We start from the raw sequence: 25284 nt of genomic DNA on the forward strand, positions 1-25284 counted from the left end.
TGTGACGGCCCTTTTTTCTAATGACAGGACACCCATGAGCCAGACGGCGACCATTCTGGTGATCGATGACGAGCCGCAGATCCGCAAATTCCTGCGCATCAGCCTCGCGTCACAAGGCTACAAAGTGCTGGAAGCCGGGACCGGCAACGACGGCCTGACCCAGGCCGCACTGAATAAACCCGACTTGCTGGTGCTCGACCTGGGCCTGCCGGACATGGACGGGCAGGATGTGCTCAGCCAGTTTCGCGAATGGTCGGCGGTGCCGGTGCTGGTGCTGTCGGTGCGTGCCAGCGAGGGCGAGAAAGTTCGCGCGCTGGACGCCGGTGCCAACGATTACGTGACCAAGCCATTCGGCATTCAGGAGTTCCTGGCGCGGATTCGCTCACTCCTGCGCCAGGCGCCGGACGGCGGCCAAGTGGAGTCGGCGGTGCTCATTGGCCCGCTGAACATTGACCTGGCCTATCGGCGGGTGTCCCTGGGCGATGTGGAAGTCGCCCTGACCCGCAAGGAATACGCGGTGCTGGCGCAACTGGCGCGGCATCCCGGTCGGGTCATTACCCAACAGCAACTGCTTAAGGACATCTGGGGCCCGACCCATGTCGAAGACACCCATTACCTGCGCATCGTGGTGGGGCACCTGCGCCAGAAACTCGGCGACGACCCCGCCGCGCCACAGTACATCGTCACCGAGGCGGGGGTTGGGTATCGGTTGGTGAATGGGTGAAGCATCGTTTTCCCTCCATCGGCCGCGTACACCTGCGGGGCTGGCGGTGACCTCGACTGTGGGACCGGCTTTAGCCGGGAATCCGTTAGAGGTCACACCGCGTGATTGATGGTGGTCATGTGGGCCTCTTCCCGGCTGAAGCCGGTCCTACTAAAGCATCGCGTACACTTGCGGGATTGACAGTGACCTCGACTGTGGGACCGGCTTTAGCCGGGAAAGCGTCGGAAGCCACGCCTTTAATGCTCCTGCTCATACCGATCCAGCGTTTCTCTGGCGATCTGCCGCCCGAGCGCGATCAGCTCCGGGGCTTTGTAGAATTCGAAGAATCGGCACACGCGCTTCGGCACGTTGATCAGGATGTCGGGCGGGTAGCCGGCGATTTTGTATTGCGCCAGGGACGTCTGCATCACCTCGAAGCTCTGGTTGATCAAATCCAGCAGCGAGGCGGGGCCGACGTTGTCGATGATGATCGAGCCGCTGGCCGATCTCGGCGCCCCGGCCTGGGTGGGGGCGGCGGAGGGTTGCTGGCCTTGGGGGTCGGCGGATTCGATGTCGGCCATCAGCCACGGATTGCCCGTCAGCACGGCGGCGCTGGGTTTCAGCCGTTGCTGCGCCAGACGCAAACTATCCTCGCCGGTCAGGTCCAGCCTGCGGCGGAACGGCAGGTGCGAGCCGATGGACGTCATCAGGCCGTCGAAACGCTTCTTCACCGCGGGCGGGCGCTCGATCACCGGCAACGTGTAATGCTTCTGGGTCGTGGAGTTGAGGTTGACCGCGACGATCAAATCGCAATGGCTCGACACCACCGGCACAATCGGCAACGGATTCAGCAGGCCGCCATCGACCAGCGTGCGATTGCCCTGGACCACCGGGGTGAACAGACTGGGGATCGCCGCCGAGGCGCGCATTGCCGAATGCAGGTTGCCTTCCTGAAACCAGATCTCCTGCTGGTTGGTCAGGTCGGTGGCCACGGCCGTGTAAGGGATGGGCAGGTCCTCGATGTTGATCTCGCCGACGATGTCGCGAATCTTGCCGAACACCTTCTCGCCGCGAATCGCCCCCAGCCGGAAACTCACGTCCACCAGCCGTAACACGTCCAGGTAATCCAGGCTTTCGATCCACGCCTTGTACTCGGGGAGCTTGCCTGCCGCGTAGATCCCGCCGATCACCGCGCCCATGGAACAGCCGGCGATGCAGGCGATGTCGTAGCCGCGGTGTTCGAGCTCTTCGATGACACCGATGTGCGCATAACCCCGTGCGCCCCCGGAGCCCAGAACCAGCGCGATGCGTTTATTCATGTGCGGTTTCCCACTGTCAGCGTTCAGGCGGCGCGCAAGGCGGCCGATTCATCACACACCAGCGTAACGCCAACCGCGCGAAACGGGTATTGTGCATCGCCCCGGCGTGGCACTTTTGCATCGCCGCACCGTCAAAGCCGCATCAATGATTTCCTTAGTTGAGGTAACACCCATGAAAGCCTGGATCTGCCTGCCCCTGTTGGCGTTGGTTCTCACCGGTTGCGCCGGCAAAACGGCCTACCGCGACAGCTGCGCCACCAACCTTGACGCGGCCTGGCACGAGCTGGATCTGGCCAAGGCGGAAGGGTTCGCTGGCACGGTCAGCTACTCCAAGGCCCTGTCGCTGCTGACCGGCGCCAAGACCCAGCAGCAGTTCGAAGCCTTCGAAGGTTGCTCCGAGAAAGCCGAGAAAGCCCGTTTCTACATCCGTGAGTCCCGCGCGGGTCGCTGAGATCGTTCCAAAGTCCGCAGCCATTAAGCGGTCTCCCTGTAGGAGTGAGCTTGCTCGCGAAGCCTGCTGTCAGTCGCCATCTAGCTGATTGAGATAACGCGGATCGCGAGCAAGCTCACTCCTACAGTCCTGTTTCGCTCCACCCTGATGAATCCCTCCCTCCCGCTCTAGCGAAAACGCCTACGCTGACCTTACAGTGGCTGCACGTCTGGCATCGTTTGCAGTCCTATTAGCCATGAGCAGTCGCCTGGGGAGGCCTTCCGATGGGCAGAAAACTGGATGCGTGTCTCAACGCGATCAATGAAGTGGTGCTGGGCAAGGAACCGCAGGTCCGCCTGGCGCTGACCTGCCTGCTGGGCGGCGGGCACTTGTTGATCGAAGACTTGCCCGGCATGGGCAAAACCACCCTCAGCCACACCCTCGCGCGGGTGCTCGGCCTGAGCTATCAGCGCATCCAATTCACCTCCGATCTGCTGCCGGGCGACATCCTCGGCACCTCGGTTTTTGATCGCGACACCGGGCAATTCACCTTTCACCCCGGACCAATCTTCGCCGAGCTGGTGCTGGCCGACGAAATCAACCGCGCGACGCCCAAAAGCCAGAGCGCACTGCTGGAGGCGATGGAAGAGGGCCAGGTCACCATCGAGGGCGCGACCCGTTTGCTGCCCGATCCGTTTTTTGTCATCGCCACCCAGAACCCGTTCAGCCAGGGCGGCACCTTCGCCCTGCCGGAATCGCAACTGGACCGCTTCCTTATGCGCCTGTCCCTGGGCTATCCCGCGCCGTCGGCGGAGAAGGCCCTGCTGCTGGGCGAGTCCCGTCGCGATCTGCTGCCGCGCATCGAGCCATTGCTGGACCACGCCGAGCTCGCGTCCCTCCAGCAGCAGGCGCGGCAGGTGCGGGCCAGCGACGCCTTGGTCGATTATGTGCTGCGGCTGGTCGATGCCACGCGCAGCCAGCCGCAATTTGCCTACGGCCTGTCACCCCGCGCGAGCCTGGCGATTCTCTCGGCGGCGCGGGCCTGGGCGTTGCTCGCCGGGCGCGATTACGTGATTCCCGAAGACGTGCAGGCGATCCTGCCCGCCGTCATCAGCCACCGCTTGCGTGAGCGCACTGACCCGACCGGGCATGGCGGCGGCGCGCTGGTCCAGTGGCTACTGCGCGAGGTGCCGGTGCTGTGATCGAACGCTACAAACCGGTCTGGCAGCGCTGGGTGGGGCGTCGAATCCCCCCGGCGTCGCGGGTCGAACTGGATCACCGCCGAATCTTCATCCTGCCGACCCGGGTCGGCGGCACTTACGCGCTCATTCTATTTCTGCTGTTGCTGGTGTCGATCAACTACCAGAACAGCCTCGCCTACGGCCTGACATTCCTGATGCTGTCAGTGGGCGTGCTCGCCATTCTGCACACCTACCGCAACATCAGCGGGCTGGTGCTGAGCGGCGGCCATGCGCGTTCGGTGTTCGTCGGCGAACCGGTGCAACTGCGCCTTCGTCTGGAAAGCACCGGCCATGGCCATCAGGCGATTGCCCTGGGTTGGGACAGCGAACAACTGGAGCAGACCGACGTCGAGGCCGAGCGCCTGGTCGAAGTCGGCCTGACCCTGCCGGCGCTCAAGCGCGGCTGGATGCGGGCCCCGCGTTTGCGTGTGGAGAGTGTGTTTCCGCTGGGGATTTTTCGCGCCTGGAGCTGGCTGGACCTGGAACAGACCGTGCTGATCTACCCGCAACCAGTGGTCGGAACCATGCCGCTGCTGCAAGGCGTGCAACCCCATGCCGAGGACGACGGCCACGCGACGACGGGCCCCGGCGTCGATGACTATCAGGGCCTGCGCCTGTGGCAGCCGGGCGACTCGATGCGGCGCATGCACTGGAAAGCCTGGTCGCGAGGGCAGGGGCTGATGGTCAAAGAGTTCAGCGACCTCAGCGGTCACGACCTGTGTCTGGACTTCATGGCCTTGGGCGGTGACATCGAGGAGCGGCTGTCGCGCCTGTGCTACTGGGTGCTGGAGTTGTCCCAGCGTCAGCAACCCTTCGCGCTGCGGCTGCCCGGTTTCATCTCGGCCGTGGACAGCGGCGACGCCCACCGCGAAGCCTGTTTGCGCCAGTTGGCGCTGTACGGGGTGCGGGCATGACGGGGCCGATAAAGAGTGCTGCGCGATGACGTCCTCAAGCCTGGCGAAACCGATTCCGCGGGTCAGCCTCAACTGGTTGCTGATCGCTCAGGCGCTGGTGATCGTGCCATTCGCCTTGCATGTGCCGGTGGCGTTGATCGTGCTGTGGCTGGTCTGTTCGTTCTGGCGCATCCAGATCTATCGCATGCGCGTGCGTATGCCCGGCACCTGGATCAAGTCGGGACTGTTGGTCGGCACCGCCGGAGGCATTTACCTGGCGCGGGGCAGCTTGATCGGCCTCGATGCGGGGGCGGCGCTGCTGATCGCCGCGTTCATTCTGAAGATGCTGGAAATGCAGAATCGGCGTGATGCGCTGGTGCTAATCTTCCTCGGCTTCTTCTGCATCGCGGTCGGTTACCTGTTCGAAGACTCGCTGCTCTGGGGCCTGTTTACCCTGCTGCCGATCACCACGCTGCTGGCGGCGTTGATCGGCCTGCAACAGTCCGGCATTTCCGGCAAGCCTGCCGCCACGCTCAGGCTGTCGGCCAAATTGCTGCTGCAGGCCGTGCCGCTGATGATCCTGCTGTTTCTGTTCTTTCCCCGTCTCGATCCGCTGTGGTCGCTGCCGCAACCGAGCAACAAGGCGCTGACCGGGCTGTCCGACAGCATGGCGCCGGGGGACATCGCCGAGCTGAGCAAGTCCGCCGAGCTGGTGTTTCGCGCAAGTTTTGACGGCCCGCTGCCGCCGCGCAATCAGCTGTACTGGCGCGCGCTGACCCTGGAGCAGTTCGATGGCAGACGCTGGTCGCAGTCTTCCCGGGCGCAGGTGCCGGACGCCCCGCTGTGGCGCCGGGAAGGCGAGCGGGTCGGCTACAGCGTGGTACTGGAGCCGACCGGCAAACCGTGGCTGATGACCCTCGACGTGGGCCAGACCGATCTGGCCGGCGTGCGCCAGATGAGCGATTTCCGCTGGCAGCGGCGGCGACCAGTCGAGCAATCGATGCTCTACAACGCCGAATCCTGGCCTGACGCAGTGCGCGAGACCGTGCTCAGCGACGGCGCCCGCTTGCAGGCCCTGCAACTGCCGGCCAAAGGCAATCCCCAAGTGCGCGAGTGGGCAGCGGACCTGCATCGGCGCCATCCCGGCACCGACGCCGTGGTGGACGCGCTGCTGTCGTACTTCACCTCGCAGCCGTTCCGCTACACCCTCAAGCCCCCCGCGCTGGGCGCCAACAGCATCGATGACTTTCTGTTTGGCAGCCGTGCCGGTTTCTGTGCCCACTACGCCGGCGCCATGACCTTCGCACTCCGGGCGGCGGGCGTGCCGGCGCGGGTGGTTGCCGGTTATCAGGGCGGCGAGCTGAATCCGGATGGCAATTACCTGACGGTGCGCCAGTTCGATGCCCACGCCTGGGTCGAGTACTGGCAACCGAACGTGGGTTGGCGCAGCGTTGATCCCACCGCAGCGGTGGCGCCTGCCCGGGTCGAGCAGGGGCTTGAACAGGCGCTGGCGGCGGACGAAGACGTTCTCGGCGATTCGCCAATGTCCCCGCTGCGCTATCGGCACCTGGCCTGGGTCAATTCGATTCGCATGGGCTGGGACAACCTCAATTACGGCTGGCAACGCTGGGTGCTGGGCTATCAGGGGCAGCAGCAACTGCAAGTGCTCGGCCGCTGGTTTTCGGGGTTTCAGGCACCGGTGTTCGCCGGCGGTGCGGCGGTTATTCTCGGGCTGCTGGCGCTGTGGCTGTTCAAGCCGTGGCGGCGCGAAAGCGATTCGCAGCTGCGCCTGTTCAACCATTTCGAACGTCTGCTCGCCCGGCAGGGTCTTAAACGTCAGCCGGGTGAGGGTGCTCAGGCCTTCTCCCAACGTGCTGCCGCGCAACTGCCGGCGCACGCCGGGGCGATCAGGGATTTCGTCGACGAATTTGAAGCCCAGCGCTATGCCGGGGCGGACGGCTCGGTCGGTACCCTGCGCCAGCACCTGAAATCCCTGCGCCGCAGCCTGCCGTGGCGTTTGTCCGCTGTGAGGGACAAGCGGCCGTAAGTCATCAGACATTCATCTTCAACCAAGGAGTGTTTCATGTCAGCGATGGTCGATCACCTGGTCGCCGAGATTATCGGCCTTAACATCAAACTGCTTGCCTGCCACGCGCGGTTGGAAGTCTCCACCGACAGCGAAGCGCTGCACGACCTGCGCACCAACGTCCGCCGCCTGCGCAGTGTCTTGCGGCCGCTGCGCGGTCTGCCAGGGCTGGATCAAGTGGAAGGGGCGGCGAAGGAGGTCGGTGCGCTGACCACGCCCTTGCGGGACATGCAGGTACTGGCGGCGTTCCTCGAGGAACAGGGTCTGCCCCAGGCCGCGGCCAAGCGCGATCAATACCTGAAAACCGCGTGCCCGAAAGTGGCCAGTTCTGCGGAGCTCAATCGGCTGTTCGGCGTGCTGGACCAATTGCCAGCCCTGCTGCGCACCCAGGAACGCCACGGCCTGCTCGACAAGTTGCGCCAGCGCATCGAAAAGCGCCTGGACAAACAGTGGAAGCAACTGCGCGAAGCCATGGGCGACCCTGCCCACGACCGCCATCGCCTGCGCCTGTTGATCAAGCGTGTGCGTTACGCCGGTGAGGCTTACCCTGAACTCAGTCATCAGCCGAAGAACATGGAGCGCCGGTTGAAAGCGGCCCAGGGCGCTCTGGGCGACTGGCACGATCACCTGCAATGGCTGGAGCAGGCGCGGCATCAGGCCGATCTTTCACCTTGCGTGGCCGGGTGGGAATTGGGCATTCATCGTGCCGAGCAAAAGTCTGACCAGGTGCTGGAACGCTTGTACAAGGCTTGCTTTGGTAAGCATTCCTCGCGTTAAGGGCCCTCGCGCAGGATTGTCCAGCGCAGCCTTTTAACCGTCTCGTCCGCAGTATTGGCGTTTATAAACCCTGTCCTGCGGCAGCTGCCTCGCTACCATTTGCACATCCCGCCTGCCACCCTGGAACGTCCATGAAATTCTCCGAGCTGCTCGACGCCGTCCGCACCCGTCCCGAATCCGTCAGCATCCCCGCCTCATGGGCCCAAGGGCGTGCCTGCTTCGGCGGGCTGATGGCCGCGTTGATGTATGAAGCGATGCGCGCGAAGGTCTCTGCCGAGCGGCCGGTGCGGTCGCTGGCGATCTGTTTTGTGGCCCCGCCGGCCATCGACACGCCGATCTCGTTTGACGTGGAGATCCTCCGCGAGGGCAAGGCCGTTAGCCAGGTGTTGGGGCGGGCGATGCAGAACGGCGAGGTCATGACCCTGATTCAGGGCAGCTTCGGCGCCCCACGCGAGTCGATGATTTCGGTGCAGGCCGAGCCAGCGCCGGTGTTCACACCGGTGGACGAGATCCAGCCGTTTCCGTTTGTGTCAGGGGTGATGCCGGAATACCTGCGCTTTATTGACCTGCGCTGGGCGCTGGGTGGCCTGCCGTTTTCCAATACGCCGTCCGGTGCGATTGGCGGTTACGCGCGATTGCGTGATGTGGAAGAGGAAATCTTGACCGAAGCGCACCTGCTGGCACTGGTCGACACCTGGCCGCCTGCGGTGCTGCCGCACCTGAACAAGCCGGCACCGGGGAGCTCGTTGACGTGGACAATCGAGTTTGTGCAGCCGTTGCCCGCCATGACCACCCATGACTGGACGCAGTACCGAGCGGTGATCGAGCATGCCCGCGATGGCTACGGTCATACCGCGGCGGCGTTGTGGACGCCGAAAGGGGAGTTGGTGGCGATCAGTCGCCAAACGGTGACGGTTTTCGGCTGATCAGTCGTGCATGCCGCAAGTTTAGTGACACGTGCTCACCTGATGCATTTATGAACCTGTCAAACGCCTGAGGCCTTATTGGCCTCGGGCTTTGATGGCTTGGGCAGCGACCAGACCCAGCACGCCGATGGCGGCGGAGGTCAGGCTGCCGTTGAACGCGCCGTCGAGCAGCAACAGCCCGGAGACGATGGCCAGCGGAAACGCCAGGGACGACAGCACGACATGGGACGGCAGGCCTTCCTTGCGCGATGGGTGGAAAAATTCGCCGATGTGGAGATCCGTAATGAACTTGGGCATGACGCTTACCTCGGTGAAACATTAACAAGAAGTGTTTTCGATTGAGGTGAGAATAGGCCCGGCGTTTTACTTCGGCGAATCGAGGATTGCTATCAGCCTGATAGGCAGCATGCCTCTGAGTAATCGCAGCCGCGCGAGGCAATCAGCCCTGTAATTTCAGCTGTCCGATGGCGGTGTTCAAGGCGCCCGCCAGTGTCGCCAGCTCATCGCTGGTGCCGGCCGAGTCCACGGTCTGCCGGACGGTGCGCTCGGTCACGTCGCGGATGCTCACCACGGCGCGGTTCATTTCTTCGGCCACCTGGCTCTGTTGTTGCGCGGCCACCGCAATCTGAGTGTTGCTCTCGCGCATCTGCGCCACCGCTTCAGTGATCGCCGTCAGCGCCTGACCCGCTTCCCGCGCGCGCTGCACGCAGTCGTCGGCCTTGTGCGAGCTCTCCTGCATGAAATCCACCGCATCGCGGGTGCCCGCCTGCAGGGTGCAGACCATGGTGGTTATCTCGTCGGTGGACGTCTGCACCCGACGCGCCAGATGCCGCACCTCGTCGGCCACCACCGCGAAGCCGCGTCCCATCTCGCCAGCGCGGGCCGCTTCGATGGCGGCGTTGAGGGCGAGCAGATTGGTCTGTTCGGCGATGCTGTGAATCACGTTCACCACACCATTGATTTTCTGACTGTCCTCGGCCAGCCGCTGGATCATCCCGGCCGTCTGTTGCACCCCGCTGGACAGTCCGGCGATGGACGTCTCTACGCGATCAACCACGGCTTTGCCGGTGCCCGCGAGCTTATCAGCGTTCCGGGATTGATCACGGGTGGCGCCGGCGTGTTGAGCGATGTGGTGGACGGTGGCGGTCATTTCATTGATGGCCGTTGCCACTTGGTCGGTCTCGCTCTGCTGGCCGAGCATGCCCTGGCGCACCTCGCTCATGCCCGACGCCAGTTGGCCCGCGCCTGCATCCAGGCGGGCGACGGAGTGGGCCACGGTGGTGACGATGCGTTGATAACCGGCCTGCATGGCGTTGAAGGCCTTGGCCATCTGCCCGACTTCATCTTCACCGGCGAGTGGCACGCGCGCCGAGAGGTCGCCGCTGCGTTCAACATGCAGCATTACGTCTTTGAGGGTGTTGAGGTGGGTCAGCAGAAAGCGGATCAGCAGTTGCGACGCGCCGAGCATGGCGAGCATCAGAATGAACACCGCGACCGCGTACTGGACAAAGCGCTCGCCCACCAGTTGCAGCAGGTGTGGCGCAGCGGCGAGCACAGCGATGCGTTGATCACCGCGCTGGATGACATAGGCGCCGATCAGAGGCGTACCGTCTGTTTCGGCCTTCAGGTCGGCCCAGCCGGTGACCGTGCTCAGGGAGGGCAGGGGCTGACCGTTGAACACCGGCACCTGTCCCGCTGGATACGTCAAACGGTGGGCCGCCGCTGGCAGTGGTTGCCCGGCGGGCCAGGCGCTCAACAACTGCGCTTCGGCCTGCACGGCGGCCCTGGCGTCGTTGGCGCGGGTTTGTTGTTCCAGCTGCAGAGCGTAAAGCACCAGCAACAGCGTGGTGAAAAACGCAACGGCGTTGACCGCCCAGAACTTGTATTTCAGCGAAACATTGCTCAGCCAGCGGGCCATGGTGGAAGTCTTCTGTGGGTGCACGAGATAAGGCAAGGTGCCATCATTTTGTGCTCTTTGAAGACGCGAAGCGTTGATCTGGGTCAATGGGTGTTTATGGGATGACTCGTCAGACGGCGCGCCTGCAACTTCGGCCTGCGAAACATGCCGGCGCCTGTTTCGACTGTTACGACGCTTGAGTGGCAGCTTCCACCACCGGCAACGCAAAAAACGCCCGTGCGCAATCAGTGGTGTGGGCCGCGACATCCTCCGGGCTCTCGCCTCGATGCAGCGCCACTTCGCGAAGAACCTCGGGCAGATAGGCTGGTTCGTTGCGGCCGTTCTTCGGCTTGGGGCGCAAGGTGCGGGGCAGCAGGTAGGGCGCGTCGCTTTCCAGCATCAGGCGGCCGCGCGGAATTTCGCGGACCAGCGGGTGCAAGTGCGTGCCCCTGCGTTCGTCGCAGATCCAGCCGGTGATGCCGATGTGCAGGTCCAGGTCCAGATAGTTGAACAGCGCGCGTTTTTCCCCGGTGAAGCAATGCACAACCGCCGCTGGGAGCTGGTCGCGGTAGTCCCGCAAAATGGCGAGCAGGCGCTCGTCGGCATCGCGCTCATGGAGAAACACCGGAAGCTGCAACTCGACAGCCAAAGCCAGATGCGCTTCCAGGACCTTTTCCTGCTGCGGGCGAGGGGAGAAGTCGCGATTGAAATCCAGCCCGCATTCACCCACGGCGCAGACCGTCTTTTCACGCAACAGGGCCCTGAGCTGGTTTTCGGTTTCGCCCGTCCAGGCGCCTGCCGAGTGCGGATGAATGCCGGCAGTGCTGAACAATCGCTCGGCGCTTTCATCAAGCTGGCGCGACAACACAAGGGCGTTTTCGCTGCCCTCGACGTCGGTGCCGGTGAGGATCAACTGACCGACGCCGGCGGCGTACGCGCGCTCCACCACCTCGCGTTCGCGGGCGGCGAAGCTGGGGTTGGTCAAGTTGACGCCAATGTCTATTAGTTGCATGGTGCTACCTCAGGCCAGAGGCCGAGAAGAATAACAGAGCGATTGAAGCGATAAAAAACAAGCAGGCTCAGCTGCTTGGAATACCCGAACCCTGTGATCCCGTTTTGTTGACGCACGCCGCGATGCACGCCGCGAGCCGGTCAGCTGCGCGACGCAGACTTCAAGCCCGTCTTTCTCGGCCTTTCGTCGGAGCGTCAATGATCCGAGCGTCCCTGTTTTCCCTGATGTGCGTCATGGCCGTGCCCGGCCATGCGTCGCCGCGACCCGCCGGCCCGCCCGTGGTGATCAAGAAGAATCAGGTGCGCGACCTGCCGGCAATCCGCAGCGGCAAAGTCCTGCGGGTGCTGGTCAATCAGAGCCGTAACAGCTCCGCTGAAGTTCAGGGTGAGCCCGTGGGCGTCGAGTGCCGTCGCTTGCAGGCGTTCGAAACCTACCTCAACAGCCATGCCCGCGACGGTCAGAAAATCTCCCTCAAACTCATTCCCAAAGCCAAGGACCAATTGCTTGCCGCGCTGCAGCGGGGCGAAGGTGACATGGTTGCGCCGGGCGAACTGCTCGACGCCAGCGCCGCGCATTACGTTGACGCGTCTGAACCGGTGGTGGCCCAGGTGCCGCTGGTGGTGGTCGGCGTCAAGGGTGAGCGCGGGCTCCGGCACCCGGAACAACTCTCCGGCCGCACACTGATGCTGACCAGCGGCAGCGCCGCCGATGAAGCCATTCTTCAGCTCAACCAGAAACTGGCCCTGCGCAAATTGCCGCCGGTGAAGATCGAGTGGGTCGACCCGAGCCTGGCGGTGGAAGACGTGCTGGAAATGGTCCAGGCCGGGGTTTATCACCTGACCGTGGTCGAGCAACCGATCGCCGAGCGCTGGGCCAAAGTGATGCCGAAACTGCGCATCGACCGCGCTGCGGCCTTGAGCGATCCGGGCGACATGAACTGGTTTGTGCGCAAGGACGCGGTGGTGTTGCGCGGCGCCGTTGACCGTTTCCTGCAAACCTACGAACCGCCGCGCAATCAGGACGCCGCCTTCCAGACCGCCTACAAGGACCGCTACCAGATCCACAATCCGCTGGCCCGCGAAGACCGTCAGCGCCTGGAAAAACTCCGCCCCACGCTGCAACTGCATGCCGACAAACAGAAGATGGACTGGCTGGACCTCGCCGCCGTGGCGTTCAAGGAATCTTCCCTCAACCCGGTTGCCAAGGGCGGCAGCGGCGCCACGGGCCTGCTGCAGATTACGCCGTCGGCCGCCCAGCGCGTCGGCGTCGACAATATTCATGACCTCGACGGCAACGTGCAGGCGGCGAGCAAATACATGGCGCTGCTGCGGCGCAAGTTTTTCGCCAGCCCGAAAATCAACGAGCGCGAGCGCATGGCCTTCACCCTGGCCGCCTACAACCTCGGCCCGGAGCGGGTGCAGGCCATGCGCGCGGAAGCGAAGCGCCAGGGGCTTAACCCGAACCAGTGGTTTTTTCAGGTCGAGCGCGTGGCGATGGAGCAGGGCGGCAAGAACGTCGTGAGTTACGTCAACAGCGTCAACAAGTACTACCTCGCATTTGATCAGGCCCGCAGTTCACTGGAGCGTCCGGCGACGCGCTGAAAGATCTAATAGTTCGATAGGTATGGCGCGTATTTTGCGATTCTCATATTTGTAGAACCGATTAAGATGGCGCCATTCTCACTATCTTCGGAATGCCCGCCATGAATGCTCAACTCAAATCGATCTTCAACACCCACGCCGGTTTCGGCATCACCGCCCTGCGGGTCCTAATCGGTATCATTCTCATGGCCCACGGTAGCCAGAAGCTGTTCGGCCTGTTCGGCGGCTATGGCCTTGAAGGCACCGGCCAGTACATGGCGAGCCTGGGCCTGAACCCTGGCTACCTGATGGCGTTGATGTCCGGCAGCGCAGAATTCTTCGGGGGTCTGGCGCTGTTCCTTGGCCTGCTGGCACGGCCTGCGGCGTTGGTGGTGATCGTGATGCTGGTGGTGGCGATCCTCACGGTGCACATCCACAACGGCTTGTTCATGGCCAACAACGGTTATGAGTTCGGCCTGGCGTTGATCGCCGGCGCTGTGGCGGTGCTCTTCGAAGGCGCCGGCCGCCTTTCGCTTGACCGATTGATCGCACGTCGCTGATTCCCCGGCCAGCTTCCTGGCAACCCAATCCCGGCCTCTGGCGACGCCGGGATTTTTTTTGCGTTCGGTTCAGCCAACAAACGACAGGAGCCGCTGATTGACAATGCCCACGCCGCTTCTCTAGGATGCCGTCCATGCGCCGATTTAAACAGCTACTTGCGGGGCGCCGGGTGACGGTCAATCGTCATCGAAATTCCGCTAAAGCGCTGGTTCGGTGTTGCCTCTCACCGCTGCCCAGCGGATCAATGAGGCAGAGAAAACGACACTATGAGCAGTCATTCCCACCCGCGTCCCCTCGTTCGTCTGGCGCCCATCGCCAGCCAGTTCAATCGTCGCAATCCGCAAATCCTTCTGGGCGGTGCCCATCAGCCGACGCTGCTGCGTTACCTCGACGGCTGGCCGCGTCGCCAGGGCGGCCCCCACGCTTTTCTCATTCAATTCATCGAAACCGACGACGCCCTCGAGCGCTTCAGCAACGATCAGTTTGATCTGGCGGTCATCCAGGCGCCCACGGCCGAGCGCGCGGAGGCGGTGATTCACCAACTGATCCGCGTCGCCCGCCAGGGTCTGATCACCCGCTGCTGATCACCCGACGCTGACGGCTCGCCGCTTGGGCTGCAGCGGTAGATCGGGATGGCGCACAGTGAAGCGGGCACGCACACCATTGGCGTGACGGCACTGAGCGATCAGGGCGCTGCGCATTGTCCAGTCGGTGTTGATGATGTAGAAATTCTGAATGAAGCTGTTCTCGTCCGTCGATTCGAACCACTGATCGATCTTCCGGCTCAGGTCACTGGGTGCGTGCAGCGGCAGCGAATACTTGGCGCACTGGATGGCGGTCAGGCTGAACTCGGGTTTGTACTCCACCGCGACTTCGTTGATGAACGCCTTCAGGGTGTTGGTGTTGAACAGGTTCGCCCCGGGCCAGCGTTGCTTGACCCCGGGCCACAGCAGCTCGTCACCCGAATTCCGGTTGTAGGCCAGCACCACGTTCTTGCCCGGGTGATCGTTCCAGATGTCTTCCAGGGTGAGTTGGCGCAGGGTGCGCGGCACTGTCCTTGTGCCCAGGGTTGAGCTGAGCAGGCCCTGAAATTCCCGATGGGTCAGTTCGGTGAAATCCTTGAACTGGTGGAAATCCAGCACAACGATTTCACGCGCCGGGGAGCCGTTCTGCTCCAGTTCTTCAAAAAAGCCCTGGACGCACGCCAGAATATCCCCGGCGACCGTGCGCCCCGACGAGGTCAGGTGAAACAGCTGAAAACGCCGCGGGTCACCCTTTTCGTACTTTGAATAAAACGCCACGCGCAAATCCAGCGCGCGCACCCCCTGGCGCAGTTGTTCCAGGGGCGCGACGTCCTGGGCCATCTCCTGGGGTACGGCGAAGTTGGGGGACAGCTTGTCACTGCCGGAATTGTGGGCGCCGGGCAGGATGAGTTGGTCGATGCGCAAGCGGCCGAGTTCAGCCGTTTGCGCCATCCAGTCGACATGGGGCGGGCGGGATGCAGCGGATGAGTTGAGGGGCATACAGTCATTCCTTGACGTGTGATGGAGCTCCGCGGGCGGAGCGGGGTGAGCGGTCATTCGCTCGGAAAGTCCTTTTCTGGAGTGTGGCCGTCGCGTCTCCGACGTCAACCAAGGCAGTTCTTCAGGTCTGTTACCCGATGTGAACGGCGGCGTGTGCTTATCTGACTTTCAGGACCACGCGGCCGCGCACCGGGTGCTCGTCGAGGTGGTTGTGGGCCTTGCCGAACTGCTCGAACGGCCAGGTGCGGTGAATGTCCGGCTTGAGCAGGCCTTTGGCGGTCAGTTCGTTGATGGCGTCCAGTGCCCGTTGCAGTGCAGGGCCGTTCTGCTCGATGCCCAGCTCCGGCTTGCCGGTGAAATTTTCCAGGCAGTGCACGTGGAAGCGCATGTTCTTGCGAAACGCCTGCTGCGCCGGGAAGGGTGTCTTGTTGCCGCCGCGCAGGCCGTACAGCACCAGGTCGCCGCGGGGCGCCAACACGTCGCCCAGCATCGACATCTGCATGCCGCCCAGTCCGTCGAACACTGCTTCGATGCCGTGGCCGTGGGTCAGCGACTCGATGCGCAGGCAGATGTCGTCCTCGTCGGTGACGATCACCCGATGGGCGCCGTTCGCCAGCAGGTATTCACGGTCCTCCGCGTGGGGCGTCGCGGCAATGACCCGTAGCCCCAACGCTTTGCCCAACTGCACGAAGGCAATTCCGGGGCTGTAGGTCGCGTCGGTGACCAGAACGGTCTGGCCGGGTTGCACGTTGGTCAGCTCGACGAAGGCAAACCAGGCCAGCAGCATCGGCGTGTAGTGAACGCTGGCTTCCACCGGTGTCAGTGCGTCCGGGTATCGGGTCAGCGCGTTGCGCGGCACCATCACGTGGTCGCCACACACCGGGTACTGGTTGGCGCTCATGGCTTTGAAGCTTGCCACTTTGTCGCCCACCTTCAGGTCGGTCACCCCAGCGCCCACGGCTTCGACGACGCCGGCCATTTCGCTGCCCAGCCCCGCTGGCAGTTGCACCGGTGCCAGTGACAGGTTCTGCCGCCACAACACGTCGTCCCAGCTGATGCCGATGGCTTCGGCACGCACCAGCACTTCCTGTGGGCCGGGGGGCCGGTCAGGCTGCTCCTCGCAACAGAGCACATCGGCTTTGCCGAAGCGATGAAATTTGATGGCCCGTGACATTGTCAACCTCGATGCCTGTCGTTGAGTGTTGCGACGACTGTATCGATGGGGGCAACGGGGCACTATTTCTGTCGGTCGATAGCCGACATGCCTGCTATCAATTCGCGTTGAGGACGTCTCTGGCGTGAGCGCTTATTTGCCCCAGGCGCGCAACGCGTGCTCGACGAACTGCCGCACCTTGGGCAGGCGGTAGCGGTCCTGGGGGTACATCAGCCACAGCGTGCGGCTGGGCGGCTGGTAATCCTGCAGCAACGGCACGAGCTTTCCGCTGGCCAGGTCCTCGCTGATGAGCACGTCAGGCAGCATCGACACGCCCATCCCGGCGAGCACGGCCTGGCGCAGCGCCGGCGTGCTGTTGACGATCATCGAGCCCGACACCGGCACTTCCATCACGCCGTCGGGGCCGGTCAGGCGCCACAGTTTTTCGGCGGCACGCCAGTCGTCACCGGCCGGGTAGGCGAACGCGAGACAGTCGTGGTCACGCAGGTCGTCGGCGGTTTTCGGGGTACCCCGACGTTTCAAGTAGGCGGGGGCCGCGCAGATGGTCAGGGTGTAGTCCTGCAGTGGCCGGGCGATCAACGCCGATGATTCCGGGGTGCCGAGGCGGATGGCGGCGTCGAAGCCGTGCTCGATCAGGTCCATGGTCTGATTGCTGAGCACCACCTCGACCTTGATCTCGGGGTAGCGTTGAACGAAATCGCTGAGCAGCGGCGCCAGGCGTTCGGCGCCGAAGGCCGGCGGGGCGGTGACGCGCAAGGTGCCGCTGGGCTCTGTCTGCGCCTGTTCGGCCATGCGCTCGGAGTCGTTGACCAGCCCCAGCACTTCGACGCAACGCCGGTAGTATTCCAGGCCAAATTCAGTGAGGTTTTGCCGGCGCGTGGTGCGCTGCAAGAGGCTCACACCCAAGCGTTGCTCCAGGGCTTTGAGGTGGTTGCCGACCATGGTCGTCGACATTTCGCACTGGCGCGCGGCCGCGGTCATGCTGCCGCCTTCCACCACTTTGACGAACACCGTCATCGCCAGAAACACGTCCATTATCAAGCCCTGCTTTAAAGTCACTGAAGGATGGCGATCTTTATACATCAGAACGGGCTAACGATACTGGCCTCACTTACCCGTGATGGAGCCACCGACATGACCGACGCCTGCCTGATGAACACCTACAAACCGATGCCCTTGAGCTTCATTCGTGGCGAAGGCGCGCGGCTGTGGGATGACAGCGGCCGTCAGTACCTGGACGCTGTCGCGGGTGTCGCCGTGACCAACGTCGGTCACAGCCATCCGCAGATTGTCGCGGCGATCAGCGAGCAGGCCGGGCTGCTCTTGCACACGTCCAACCATTACCGCATCGACTGGCAGCAGAAACTGGCGCAGCGTCTGACCGGGCTGTCGGGACTGGAACAGGTGTTTTTCAACAATTCCGGCGCCGAGGCCAACGAGACCGCGCTCAAGCTGGCGCGTTTGTATGGCTGGGCCAAAGGTATCGAGCACCCGCTGGTGCTGGTGATGGACAACGCCTTTCACGGCCGCACCCTCGGCACGTTGTCGGCCAGTGACAACGGCGCCGCGCGGCTGGGTTATCAGCCGATGTCGGGGGCGTTCGTGAAGGTGGGTTTCGGTGACATCGTCGCGGTTAAACAGGCGACGGCGGCGTATGGCGAGCGCATTGTCGCCGTGCTGGTCGAGCCGATTCAGGGGGAGGGTGGCGTGGCGTTACCGCCGCCGGGGTATCTGAAGGCGCTGCGCGATCATTGCACGCAGAATGGCTGGCTGATGATGCTGGATGAGATTCAGACTGGCATGGGTCGGACGGGGCGCTGGTTTGCCTTTGAGCATGAGGGGATCGTGCCGGATGTGATGACGCTGGCGAAGGCGTTGGGCAATGGAATTCCCATTGGTGCGTGTCTGGCGACGGCGGCGGTGGCGCGGTTGTTCACGCCGGGCAGTCATGGCAGTACGTTTGGCGGTAATCCGTTGGCGTGCCGGGTGGGTTGTACGGTGTTGGATATTGTTGAGGGGGAGGGGCTTTTGCGTAATGCGGCGGTGCAGGGTGAGCGGTTGTTGGCGGGCTTGCGCGTTGCGCTGGCGGGGCACCCTGATGTGGCGCAGGTGCGGGGGATGGGGTTGATGATCGGGGTTGAGTTGACGCGGCCGATTCGGGATGTGTGTCTGGTGGCGGCGCGGGAGTATGGGGTGTTGATCAACGTGACGCGGGGGCAGACGATTCGGTTGTTGCCGCCGTTGGTGGTCGATGGGGATGAGGTGGACCGGATTGTGGCAGGCGTCGTGGGCGCCCTGACAGGGGACTGACTCTGAAAGGGGACTGATTTATTTACAGCGCTTCATCGTAAATTCATGAAAGGGGACTGATTTATTTACAGCGCTTCATCGTAAATTAATCTGTCCCCGGTTTTAGAACTGCGGCGGGGCTCATGAAGACCAAGGGCGTCTGCCTGGGGGCAGACTGTTTCGCCTTCGGCGAGTTACTTGGAAAAGCACCCCAAGTAACCAAGGGTGCTTGCTCCTGGTTTGGCTCCTCCTGCGTCGGAGTCCCCTCACTCTGGTCTCGCTCCGTGGGCCCGCCGCCATCCGCCATCCATGGCGGGGGGCGGCTCTCGCGGCATCCATGCCGCTCGGCCCACGGAGCGAGACCTGCGTTCAGCCTGCACCCAAGTCGCGATTGGCGGTGTCTGGGCTTTTTGCGCATGAAGATCAAAAGCAGATCAAGATCAAAAGCTTCCCGGCTGAAGCCGGTCCTACAGTCCGAGCCAATCCCACAGGCTGCACGCGCTGCTGTTAGTGGGACCGGCTTTAGCCGGGAAGGGGCCGGTTTGGGCACCGTCAATCTTGCGGTTCTATGCCTGATCGTTCCCACGCTCCGCGTGGTAATGCCGCCTCTGACGCTCCGCGTCCCACCGGAACTGGCCTTTCAGTAAGCCCTGAGGAGCGTCAGCCCCGCTCTATTTCCCGGCCAATTCCATGATCATCGCTGCGGTGAGGTAGAGCCTCGGGGCGATGCTGGTGAGGTCGATGTATTCGTCGTCGGCGTGGAGGCCGGCGCCGACGACGCCCATGGTTTCGAGGACGGCAGGTTTCAGGCTGTTTGGGACGTAGGCGTAGCCGGCGTCGGTGCCGAAGCGCATGGCGATGGGTTCGAGGGTGCGGCCGGTTTTGGCGTAGATCGCTTGCGCGGTTTTGGCGAGGTCGTCGGTGGCGGGGTTTTTCGCCAGCGGCGGGCGGCCTTTGTCGAGGCGGAAGGTGATGTCGGTGCCGTCGATCATTTTGTCCTGCACGATGCGTTGTCCGTCAGCCAGCACGCGGTCGGATTCGCTCAGGTCGGAGTAGCGCATGTCGCCTTCGGCCGCGGCGCTGGAGGGGATGATGTTGCGCTTCTCGCCGCCTTTGATCAGCGTCCAGTTGACTGTGGTGCCCTTGGCCGGGTCGCCCAGGTCTTTGAGCTGCACCAGTTGGTGGGCCAGTTCCATGGCGGCGTTGCGCCCGGCTTCCGGGGCCGAGCCGGCGTGGGAAGACTTGCCTTTGACGTCCACGAACACGCCGTTGATGCCGTTGGTCGCGACCGTCACGGCGTCCTTGTCCGGTGGCTCGAACGAGAACACGTAGTCGTGCTTGCGGGCGAGTTCGGCGATGAGGGTTTTCGAGCCGGCCGAGCCCGTTTCTTCGTCAGGGTTGAACAGCACGGTGATCGTGCCGAAGTCCTTGAATTTCTCGTCCTCGAGCAGCTTCAAGGTATGCAGCACCATGGCCACGCCACCTTTGGCGTCGGCGACGCCGGGGCCGTACGCATGCTCACCGTCGACGCGGAAAGGTCGCTTGGCCGCAGTGCCCGGGCCGAACACGGTGTCGTAATGGATCATCAGCAGAAAGGATTTGCTGCCCGTGCCCTTGAGGGTGCCGACGATGTTATCGCCTGCCGAGGGCGTCGCCGGTGTGGTCTCGACTGATGCACCCAAGGCCTTAAGCCTTTCGACCAGCACCGCGCTGACCATTTTCAGGCCCGCCGCCTGACCCGTCCCGGTGTCGATGTTGACCAGTTGCTTGACCGTGGCCAGATAGGGTTTTTGCTCGGCTTCGGCCTTCTTCAATAACTGCTCGGGGGAGACATCGGCGGCGTAGGCGCTGCAGGCAAAAAGGGCGGCGAGGATGGAAGCGCTCAGGGCGGTACGTCGAACGTGCATGCTGGATCCCTCAGATGATGGTCGAGTTGTTGTGATGTCCATGGAACCACATCGTTCCGGCAGCCGCCGCGCTTTCCTGCATCATTCACCGTAGAATCCTCCTCTGAAATAAACAGTGACGAGGTTACAGCGGTGGATTTACAGCAGGGCTTCGTCCTGACCCGGCATTGGCGCGACACGGACGCCGGCACCGAGGTGGAATTCTGGCTGGCCACCGATGAGGGCCCGCGCCAGGTGCGCCTGCCGTACCAGACCTCCGTCGCGTTCATTCCGGAGCAGCACCGCGAGCGCGCCGAGACTGTGTTGCGCAACGAGCGCCATGTCGAGCTCAAGCCGCTGGCGCTGTGTGATTTCCGCCACCGCCCGGTGCTCGGGCTGTACACGCGGCAGCATCGCCAGTTGATGAACCTGGAAGGTGACCTGCGCAAAGCCAGCGTCGACGTCTACGAAGCCGATATCCGCCCGCCCGAGCGTTACCTGATGGAGCGTTTCATCACCGCGCCGGTGCAATTCAGCGGTCGGGCCGACGTCAATGGCCTGTTGCTGGACGCGCAACTCAGGCCTGATCTCGGTTACCGACCGACCCTGAAACTGGTGTCCCTGGACATCGAGACCACCGAGCGCGGCGAGCTGTATTGCATCGGCCTGCATGGCTGCGGCGAGCGTCAGGTGTACATGCTCGGCCCGGCCAACGGCGATGACGCCCAGGTGAATTTCAAGCTGGAGTACTGCGATACCCGCGTCGCGTTGCTGGAGAAACTCAACGAATGGATGGCCCGCCATGACCCGGACGGGATCATCGGCTGGAATGTGGTGCAGTTCGACTTGCGCGTGCTGCACGAGCACTCGCGACGCTTGAACGTGCCGCTGCGCCTGGGTCGCGGCGGGGAGGTGATGACCTGGCGCGAACACGGCGCGCGCAACAATCACTTTTTCGCGGCGGCGGCCGGGCGTTTGATCATCGATGGCATCGAGGCGCTGCGCTCGGCGACCTGGAGCTTTCCGTCGTTCAGTCTGGAAAACGTGTCGCAAACGCTGCTCGGCGAAGGCAAGGCCATCGACAATCCGTATCAGCGCATGGACGAGATCAACCGCATGTTCGCCGAGGACAAGCCGGCGCTGGCGCGTTACAACCTCAAGGACTGCGAGCTGGTCACGCAGATTTTCGCCAAGACCGAACTGCTGACGTTCCTTCTCGAGCGCGCCACGGTGACCGGCCTGCCGGTGGATCGAAGCGGCGGTTCGGTGGCCGCGTTCGAGCATTTGTACATCCCGCTGATGCACCGCCAGGGCTTCGTCGCGCCGAACCTCGGCGAGCGCATGCCGGAAGCCAGCCCCGGCGGTTTTGTCATGGACTCCCGCCCCGGGCTGTACGAATCGGTGTTGGTCCTTGATTACAAAAGCCTGTATCCGTCGATCATCCGCACCTTTCTGATTGATCCCGTGGGCTTGATCGAGGGCCTCAAGCACCCCGACGACAGTGCGTCGGTGGAAGGCTTTCGAGGTGCGCGTTTTTCCCGAACCCGCCACTGTCTGCCGGCCATCGTCTCGCGGGTGGCCGAAGGGCGCGAAGTCGCCAAACGCGAGCGTAATGCGCCGCTGTCCCAGGCGCTGAAAATCATCATGAACGCCTTCTATGGCGTGCTGGGTTCCAGCGGCTGCCGTTTTTTCGACACGCGGCTGGCCTCGTCGATCACCCTGCGCGGGCACGAGATCATGCACCAGACCCGGCTGCTGATCGAAGCCCAGGGTTATGAAGTGATTTACGGCGACACCGACTCGACGTTTGTCTGGCTGAAAAAAGCCCACGCGCAGGCCGATGCCGCGCAGATCGGCACCGCGCTGGTCCAGCTGGTCAACGACTGGTGGCGTGCTCATGTGAAAGAGGGATACGGGCTGGAGAGTGCGCTCGAGCTGCAATTCGAAACCCACTTCAAGCGCTTCCTCATGCCGACGATTCGCGGTGCGGAGGAGGGCAGCAAGAAGCGTTATGCGGGTTTGGTGACCCGCGCCAATGGCGAAGACGAAATGGTCTACAAGGGCCTGGAGGTGGTGCGCACCGACTGGTCGCCGCTGGCCCGGACCTTTCAGCAGGAACTGTATCTGCGGATTTTCCAGCGTCAGCCATTTCAGGAATACATTCGGGAGTACGTGGGCCGAACCCTGGCCGGGGAACTCGACGGCCAGTTGATCTACCGCAAGCGCCTGCGCCGGGCCCTCGACGATTACGAACGCAACGTGCCGCCCCATGTGCGCGCCGCGCGGCTGGCCGATGAGTACAACCGCCAGCAGGGTCGGCCGTTGCAGTACCAGAATGGCGGCTGGATCAGCTACGTGATCACGGTCGCCGGCCCCGAGCCGCTGGAAGCGCGGACGGCGGCCATCGATTACGACCACTACATCAGCAAACAGCTGCAGCCGATCGCCGACGCGATCCTGCCGTTCGTGATCTCACGGACCATCGATCTCAGCTCCCAGGATCAGTTCAGCTTCGACTTCTGAACCCTTTTTTTCTGACCCGTCTTCTCAAACCAGCGGATTGATCCGCAGCGCCTCCAGCACCACGCGAAACGCTGCCGTGTGCTGGCGCCGGCTGGGGTAGTACAGGTGATAGCCCTCGAACGGCTCGCACCAATCGGCCAGCACTTCCACCAGTTCGCCCTGCTCGATATGCCCAGCCACCAGCCCCTCGGGGAGCTGCGCCAGACCGACGCCATCCAGGCACCCCTGCAGAATCTGAAACACACTGTTCATGATCAGCGGGCCGTCGACGCGCACGCGGGTCTCGCGGCCGTTTTTGGCGTACTCCCATTGATACAGCGCGCCATGGGTCGGCAATCGCAGGTTGATGCAGCGATGGCCGGGCAGGTCTTCCGGCACCCGGGGCGTGGAATGCCGCGCCAGGTAATCGGGGGACGCCACGGTCATCAGCCGCAACGGCGGGGCAATCGGCGCGGCGATCATGTCCGCTGCGAGGGTGTCACCCAGGCGCACGCCGGCGTCGATGCGCTGGGCGACGATGTCGGTCAGGCCGTAGTCGGTGACCAGCTCGATGGTCATGTCAGGGTATTGATCGAGCAACGGTCTGAGTCGCGGCCAGAGCACGTAACGCGCGGCGAACTCGTCCGCCGTGATGCGCACAGTGCCGGAAGGCCGGGCGCTATGCTCGATGGCGGCGTTGACCTGTTCCTCGATGCCGTCAAGCAGTGGCGCCAGGCCCTTGAACAACTGCTCGCCGGCCTCGGTGCGGGTCACACTCCGTGTGGTGCGGGTGAGCAGGCGAACGCCGAGACGCTCCTCAAGCAGGCGTATGGTCTGGCCGACGGCGGAGGGTGAGATGCCCAGCGCGGCGGCGGCCCGGGTGAAATTCCCTTCGCGGCCGACCGCAAGGAACACCGCCAGGTCATCGAGTTTGTAATCCGCCATTGCGAAGCATTCCTTCATTTTGATCAAAGCATTCTACGGATACTGTCGGGAATAAGCCCTTGTTACGCTGCCTGCACATTTTCTGGAGATCGTTATGAATGCCACCGTGAGCGCCACTGATACCGCTAATGAAGACATGCAGATCCACCGCGCCGGCTCGGCCAAGGCCATCAAGGGGCCGGCAGACTGGTTCACCGGCGACGTCAGAATCGACCGGATTTTCAACGCCCCGGCACCGGCGCGGGTCGGCCTGGCTATCGTCAATTTCCAGCCCGGCGCGCGCACTAACTGGCACACCCACCCGCTGGGGCAGATCCTGCTGGTCACCGACGGCGTCGGCTGGACCCAGTGCGAAGGCGGGCCGAAAACCGAAATCCGTCCGGGCGACCTGATCTGGTGCAATTGCGGCCGTCGTCACTGGCACGGCGCGACCGACACCACCGCCATGCAACACGTCGCGGTCAACGAAGCGCTGGACGGCAAGCCGGTTGACTGGCTGGAGCCGGTGACCGAGCAGACCTACCTGGCCGGGCCGGTGAAAAAAGACTAAGGGGCTGGCGAGGGTTGGTCTTCACCCCGCCGCAGCCTGGCTGCGCATCCGCGCGATGTCCTTTTTCGGCGGTGCGCCAAACAGCCGACCGTACTCGCGACTGAACTGCGACGGGCTTTCGTAACCGACCTTGAACGCGGCGCTGGCGGCGTCCTGGTGTTCGTTGAGCATCAGCCGTCGCGCCTCGTTCAGGCGCAGCCATTTCTGGTACTGCAGCGGGCTCATGGACGTGAGGTTGCGAAAGTGCAGGTGGAAGTTCGGCGCGCTCATCTGCACCCGCGCGGCCAGCTCTTCGACGCGCAAGGACGTCGTGTAATTAAGCTTCAGCCAGTCGATGGCCCTGGCAATGCGGTGGCCCTGGCTATCGACGGAAGCGATATGTCGCAGCAGCGGCGCCTGATCGCCCTGGAGCAGCCGGAAGTGAATCTCGCGCTGCAACAGGGGCCAGAGCACCGGAATGGCGTCGGGCTCCTGCAACAGATTGACCAGTCGGGCGAGGGGATCGAGCAGCGCTGCGGTCAGGCTGGCAATGCCCGCGCTTTTGCGCACGGTGCGCTCCTTCGGTGCCGGGATGTCCCCTTGGGCGATCAGCTCGGTCAAGGTGCGCAGGTCCAGCTTGAAGACCAGTCCCAGACAGGGCACGTCCGCGCTGGCGAGGGTCACGGCGGAGTTGGCCGGTACGTCCAGCGAGGTGATCAGAAAGCGCGTCGTGTCGTAGGGATAGACGTCGCTGCCGATGACCATTTCCTTGGCGCCCTGAACCACCAGCACGATGCTCGGGGCCAGGATGCAGGTGACCGGCGGCGAGGGCGCTTCTCGGCGAAAAAGGCCGAGGCCGGTGATGACGGTGGGGAAATCACCGGAGGCCGGCGTCAGGCTGCCGATGATGCGCGTCAGCGATTGCAACTGGGCTCGGGTGTCGCTGCCTGTTGCCTGCATTGAAATCGCGGTGTCGCCCATGTTCCCCCCCTGGTTTTGCCGCGGCGTTGC

At 63.4% G+C, this 25284-nt stretch carries 23 protein-coding genes; 13 read left to right on the plus strand and 10 right to left on the minus strand.

Annotated elements, in window-relative coordinates:
* The first annotated feature begins 34 nt into the window (after window positions 1-34).
* Complete coding sequence (locus SLW75_RS00945; RefSeq protein ID WP_192136007.1) at window positions 35-724, plus strand: response regulator; 690 nt, start codon at window positions 35-37, stop codon at window positions 722-724.
* A gap of 236 nt (window positions 725-960) precedes the next feature.
* Here the strand turns inward: SLW75_RS00945 and SLW75_RS00950 are convergent, their stop codons facing one another.
* Window positions 961-2022 carry a patatin-like phospholipase family protein gene (locus tag SLW75_RS00950; protein ID WP_410933264.1) on the minus strand — a complete coding sequence of 354 codons (1062 nt, stop codon included), beginning with the start codon at window positions 2020-2022 and terminating at the stop codon, window positions 961-963.
* Window positions 2023-2194: 172 nt separating this feature from the next.
* Here SLW75_RS00950 and SLW75_RS00955 point away from each other — a divergent pair, with 172 nt between their 5' ends.
* From SLW75_RS00955 to SLW75_RS00980, 6 genes are all read left to right on the plus strand, one after another.
* Window positions 2195-2473 carry a hypothetical protein gene (locus SLW75_RS00955; RefSeq protein WP_062381160.1) on the plus strand — a complete coding sequence of 93 codons (279 nt, stop codon included), beginning with the start codon at window positions 2195-2197 and terminating at the stop codon, window positions 2471-2473.
* Window positions 2474-2736: 263 nt separating this feature from the next.
* Window positions 2737-3654 carry an AAA family ATPase gene (locus SLW75_RS00960; protein ID WP_410933265.1) on the plus strand — a complete coding sequence of 306 codons (918 nt, stop codon included), beginning with the start codon at window positions 2737-2739 and terminating at the stop codon, window positions 3652-3654.
* The gene (locus SLW75_RS00965; RefSeq protein ID WP_410933266.1) at window positions 3624-4607 is read left to right on the plus strand and encodes a DUF58 domain-containing protein; all 984 of its coding nucleotides are present in this window, start codon (window positions 3624-3626) and stop codon (window positions 4605-4607) included. The genes SLW75_RS00960 and SLW75_RS00965 overlap by 31 nt, the downstream gene beginning before the upstream one ends.
* Window positions 4608-4632: 25 nt before the next feature.
* Window positions 4633-6633, plus strand: coding sequence for a DUF3488 and DUF4129 domain-containing transglutaminase family protein (locus SLW75_RS00970; protein WP_410933267.1), 2001 nt, complete (start codon window positions 4633-4635; stop codon window positions 6631-6633).
* A 45-nt stretch (window positions 6634-6678) separates the two neighbouring features.
* Window positions 6679-7449, plus strand: a complete 771-nt coding sequence (locus SLW75_RS00975) for a CHAD domain-containing protein (RefSeq protein WP_369320156.1) — start codon at window positions 6679-6681, stop codon at window positions 7447-7449.
* Between the two features lie 131 nt (window positions 7450-7580).
* A complete protein-coding gene (locus tag SLW75_RS00980) occupies window positions 7581-8375 on the plus strand; it encodes an acyl-CoA thioesterase (RefSeq protein ID WP_410933268.1) in 795 nt (264 codons plus the stop codon).
* Between the two features lie 75 nt (window positions 8376-8450).
* Here SLW75_RS00980 and SLW75_RS00985 read toward each other — a convergent pair whose 3' ends face one another.
* The 3 genes from SLW75_RS00985 to SLW75_RS00995 all read right to left on the minus strand — a co-directional run bounded on the left by SLW75_RS00985 (window position 8451) and on the right by SLW75_RS00995 (window position 11284).
* Window positions 8451-8672, minus strand: a complete 222-nt coding sequence (locus SLW75_RS00985; protein WP_065986324.1) for a hypothetical protein — start codon at window positions 8670-8672, stop codon at window positions 8451-8453.
* A 142-nt stretch (window positions 8673-8814) separates the two neighbouring features.
* The gene (locus SLW75_RS00990) at window positions 8815-10293 is read right to left on the minus strand and encodes a methyl-accepting chemotaxis protein (RefSeq protein WP_410933269.1); all 1479 of its coding nucleotides are present in this window, start codon (window positions 10291-10293) and stop codon (window positions 8815-8817) included.
* 166 nt (window positions 10294-10459) lie between these two features.
* The gene (locus SLW75_RS00995) at window positions 10460-11284 is read right to left on the minus strand and encodes a TatD family hydrolase (RefSeq protein WP_410933270.1); all 825 of its coding nucleotides are present in this window, start codon (window positions 11282-11284) and stop codon (window positions 10460-10462) included.
* Between the two features lie 197 nt (window positions 11285-11481).
* On the opposite strand from SLW75_RS00995, the gene SLW75_RS01000 reads away from it, so the two are divergent.
* The 3 genes from SLW75_RS01000 to SLW75_RS01010 all read left to right on the plus strand — a co-directional run bounded on the left by SLW75_RS01000 (window position 11482) and on the right by SLW75_RS01010 (window position 14009).
* Window positions 11482-12885, plus strand: a complete 1404-nt coding sequence (locus SLW75_RS01000; protein WP_410933271.1) for a transglycosylase SLT domain-containing protein — start codon at window positions 11482-11484, stop codon at window positions 12883-12885.
* Window positions 12886-12986: 101 nt separating this feature from the next.
* Window positions 12987-13424 (plus strand): DoxX family protein, encoded by a 438-nt coding sequence (locus SLW75_RS01005; RefSeq protein WP_410930633.1) that lies wholly within the window; start codon window positions 12987-12989, stop codon window positions 13422-13424.
* A 267-nt stretch (window positions 13425-13691) separates the two neighbouring features.
* Window positions 13692-14009 carry a class I SAM-dependent methyltransferase gene (locus SLW75_RS01010; RefSeq protein WP_410933272.1) on the plus strand — a complete coding sequence of 106 codons (318 nt, stop codon included), beginning with the start codon at window positions 13692-13694 and terminating at the stop codon, window positions 14007-14009.
* Here SLW75_RS01010 and SLW75_RS01015 read toward each other — a convergent pair whose 3' ends face one another.
* The 3 genes from SLW75_RS01015 to SLW75_RS01025 all read right to left on the minus strand — a co-directional run bounded on the left by SLW75_RS01015 (window position 14010) and on the right by SLW75_RS01025 (window position 17157).
* Window positions 14010-14948, minus strand: a complete 939-nt coding sequence (locus SLW75_RS01015) for a hypothetical protein (RefSeq protein ID WP_410933273.1) — start codon at window positions 14946-14948, stop codon at window positions 14010-14012. It lies immediately after the preceding gene.
* A 157-nt stretch (window positions 14949-15105) separates the two neighbouring features.
* Window positions 15106-16122 (minus strand): zinc-dependent alcohol dehydrogenase family protein, encoded by a 1017-nt coding sequence (locus SLW75_RS01020; protein WP_410933274.1) that lies wholly within the window; start codon window positions 16120-16122, stop codon window positions 15106-15108.
* Between the two features lie 132 nt (window positions 16123-16254).
* Entirely contained in the window at window positions 16255-17157 is a 903-nt protein-coding gene (locus tag SLW75_RS01025) for a LysR family transcriptional regulator (RefSeq protein WP_296314612.1), read from the minus strand.
* A 99-nt stretch (window positions 17158-17256) separates the two neighbouring features.
* On the opposite strand from SLW75_RS01025, the gene SLW75_RS01030 reads away from it, so the two are divergent.
* The gene (locus tag SLW75_RS01030; RefSeq protein WP_410933275.1) at window positions 17257-18432 is read left to right on the plus strand and encodes an aspartate aminotransferase family protein; all 1176 of its coding nucleotides are present in this window, start codon (window positions 17257-17259) and stop codon (window positions 18430-18432) included.
* Between the two features lie 650 nt (window positions 18433-19082).
* Here the strand turns inward: SLW75_RS01030 and SLW75_RS01035 are convergent.
* On the minus strand, window positions 19083-20318 hold the full coding sequence (locus SLW75_RS01035) for a M20/M25/M40 family metallo-hydrolase (protein ID WP_410933276.1): 1236 nt from the start codon (window positions 20316-20318) through the stop codon (window positions 19083-19085).
* Between the two features lie 132 nt (window positions 20319-20450).
* Between SLW75_RS01035 and SLW75_RS01040 the strand changes: the two genes are divergently transcribed.
* Window positions 20451-22820, plus strand: coding sequence for a DNA polymerase II (locus SLW75_RS01040; protein WP_410933277.1), 2370 nt, complete (start codon window positions 20451-20453; stop codon window positions 22818-22820).
* A 24-nt stretch (window positions 22821-22844) separates the two neighbouring features.
* Here SLW75_RS01040 and SLW75_RS01045 read toward each other — a convergent pair whose 3' ends face one another.
* Complete coding sequence (locus SLW75_RS01045) at window positions 22845-23744, minus strand: LysR family transcriptional regulator (protein WP_296310975.1); 900 nt, start codon at window positions 23742-23744, stop codon at window positions 22845-22847.
* A 94-nt stretch (window positions 23745-23838) separates the two neighbouring features.
* Between SLW75_RS01045 and SLW75_RS01050 the strand changes: the two genes are divergently transcribed.
* Window positions 23839-24294, plus strand: coding sequence for a cupin domain-containing protein (locus SLW75_RS01050; RefSeq protein ID WP_141695069.1), 456 nt, complete (start codon window positions 23839-23841; stop codon window positions 24292-24294).
* Window positions 24295-24315: 21 nt separating this feature from the next.
* Here SLW75_RS01050 and SLW75_RS01055 read toward each other — a convergent pair whose 3' ends face one another.
* Complete coding sequence (locus tag SLW75_RS01055; protein WP_410933278.1) at window positions 24316-25254, minus strand: AraC family transcriptional regulator N-terminal domain-containing protein; 939 nt, start codon at window positions 25252-25254, stop codon at window positions 24316-24318.
* Between the last annotated feature and the right edge of the window lie 30 nt (window positions 25255-25284).

Origin of the sequence: Pseudomonas sp. W5-01 (assembly GCF_046540435.1) — a bacterium.
Classification (GTDB): Bacteria; Pseudomonadota; Gammaproteobacteria; order Pseudomonadales; family Pseudomonadaceae; genus Aquipseudomonas; species Aquipseudomonas graminis_B.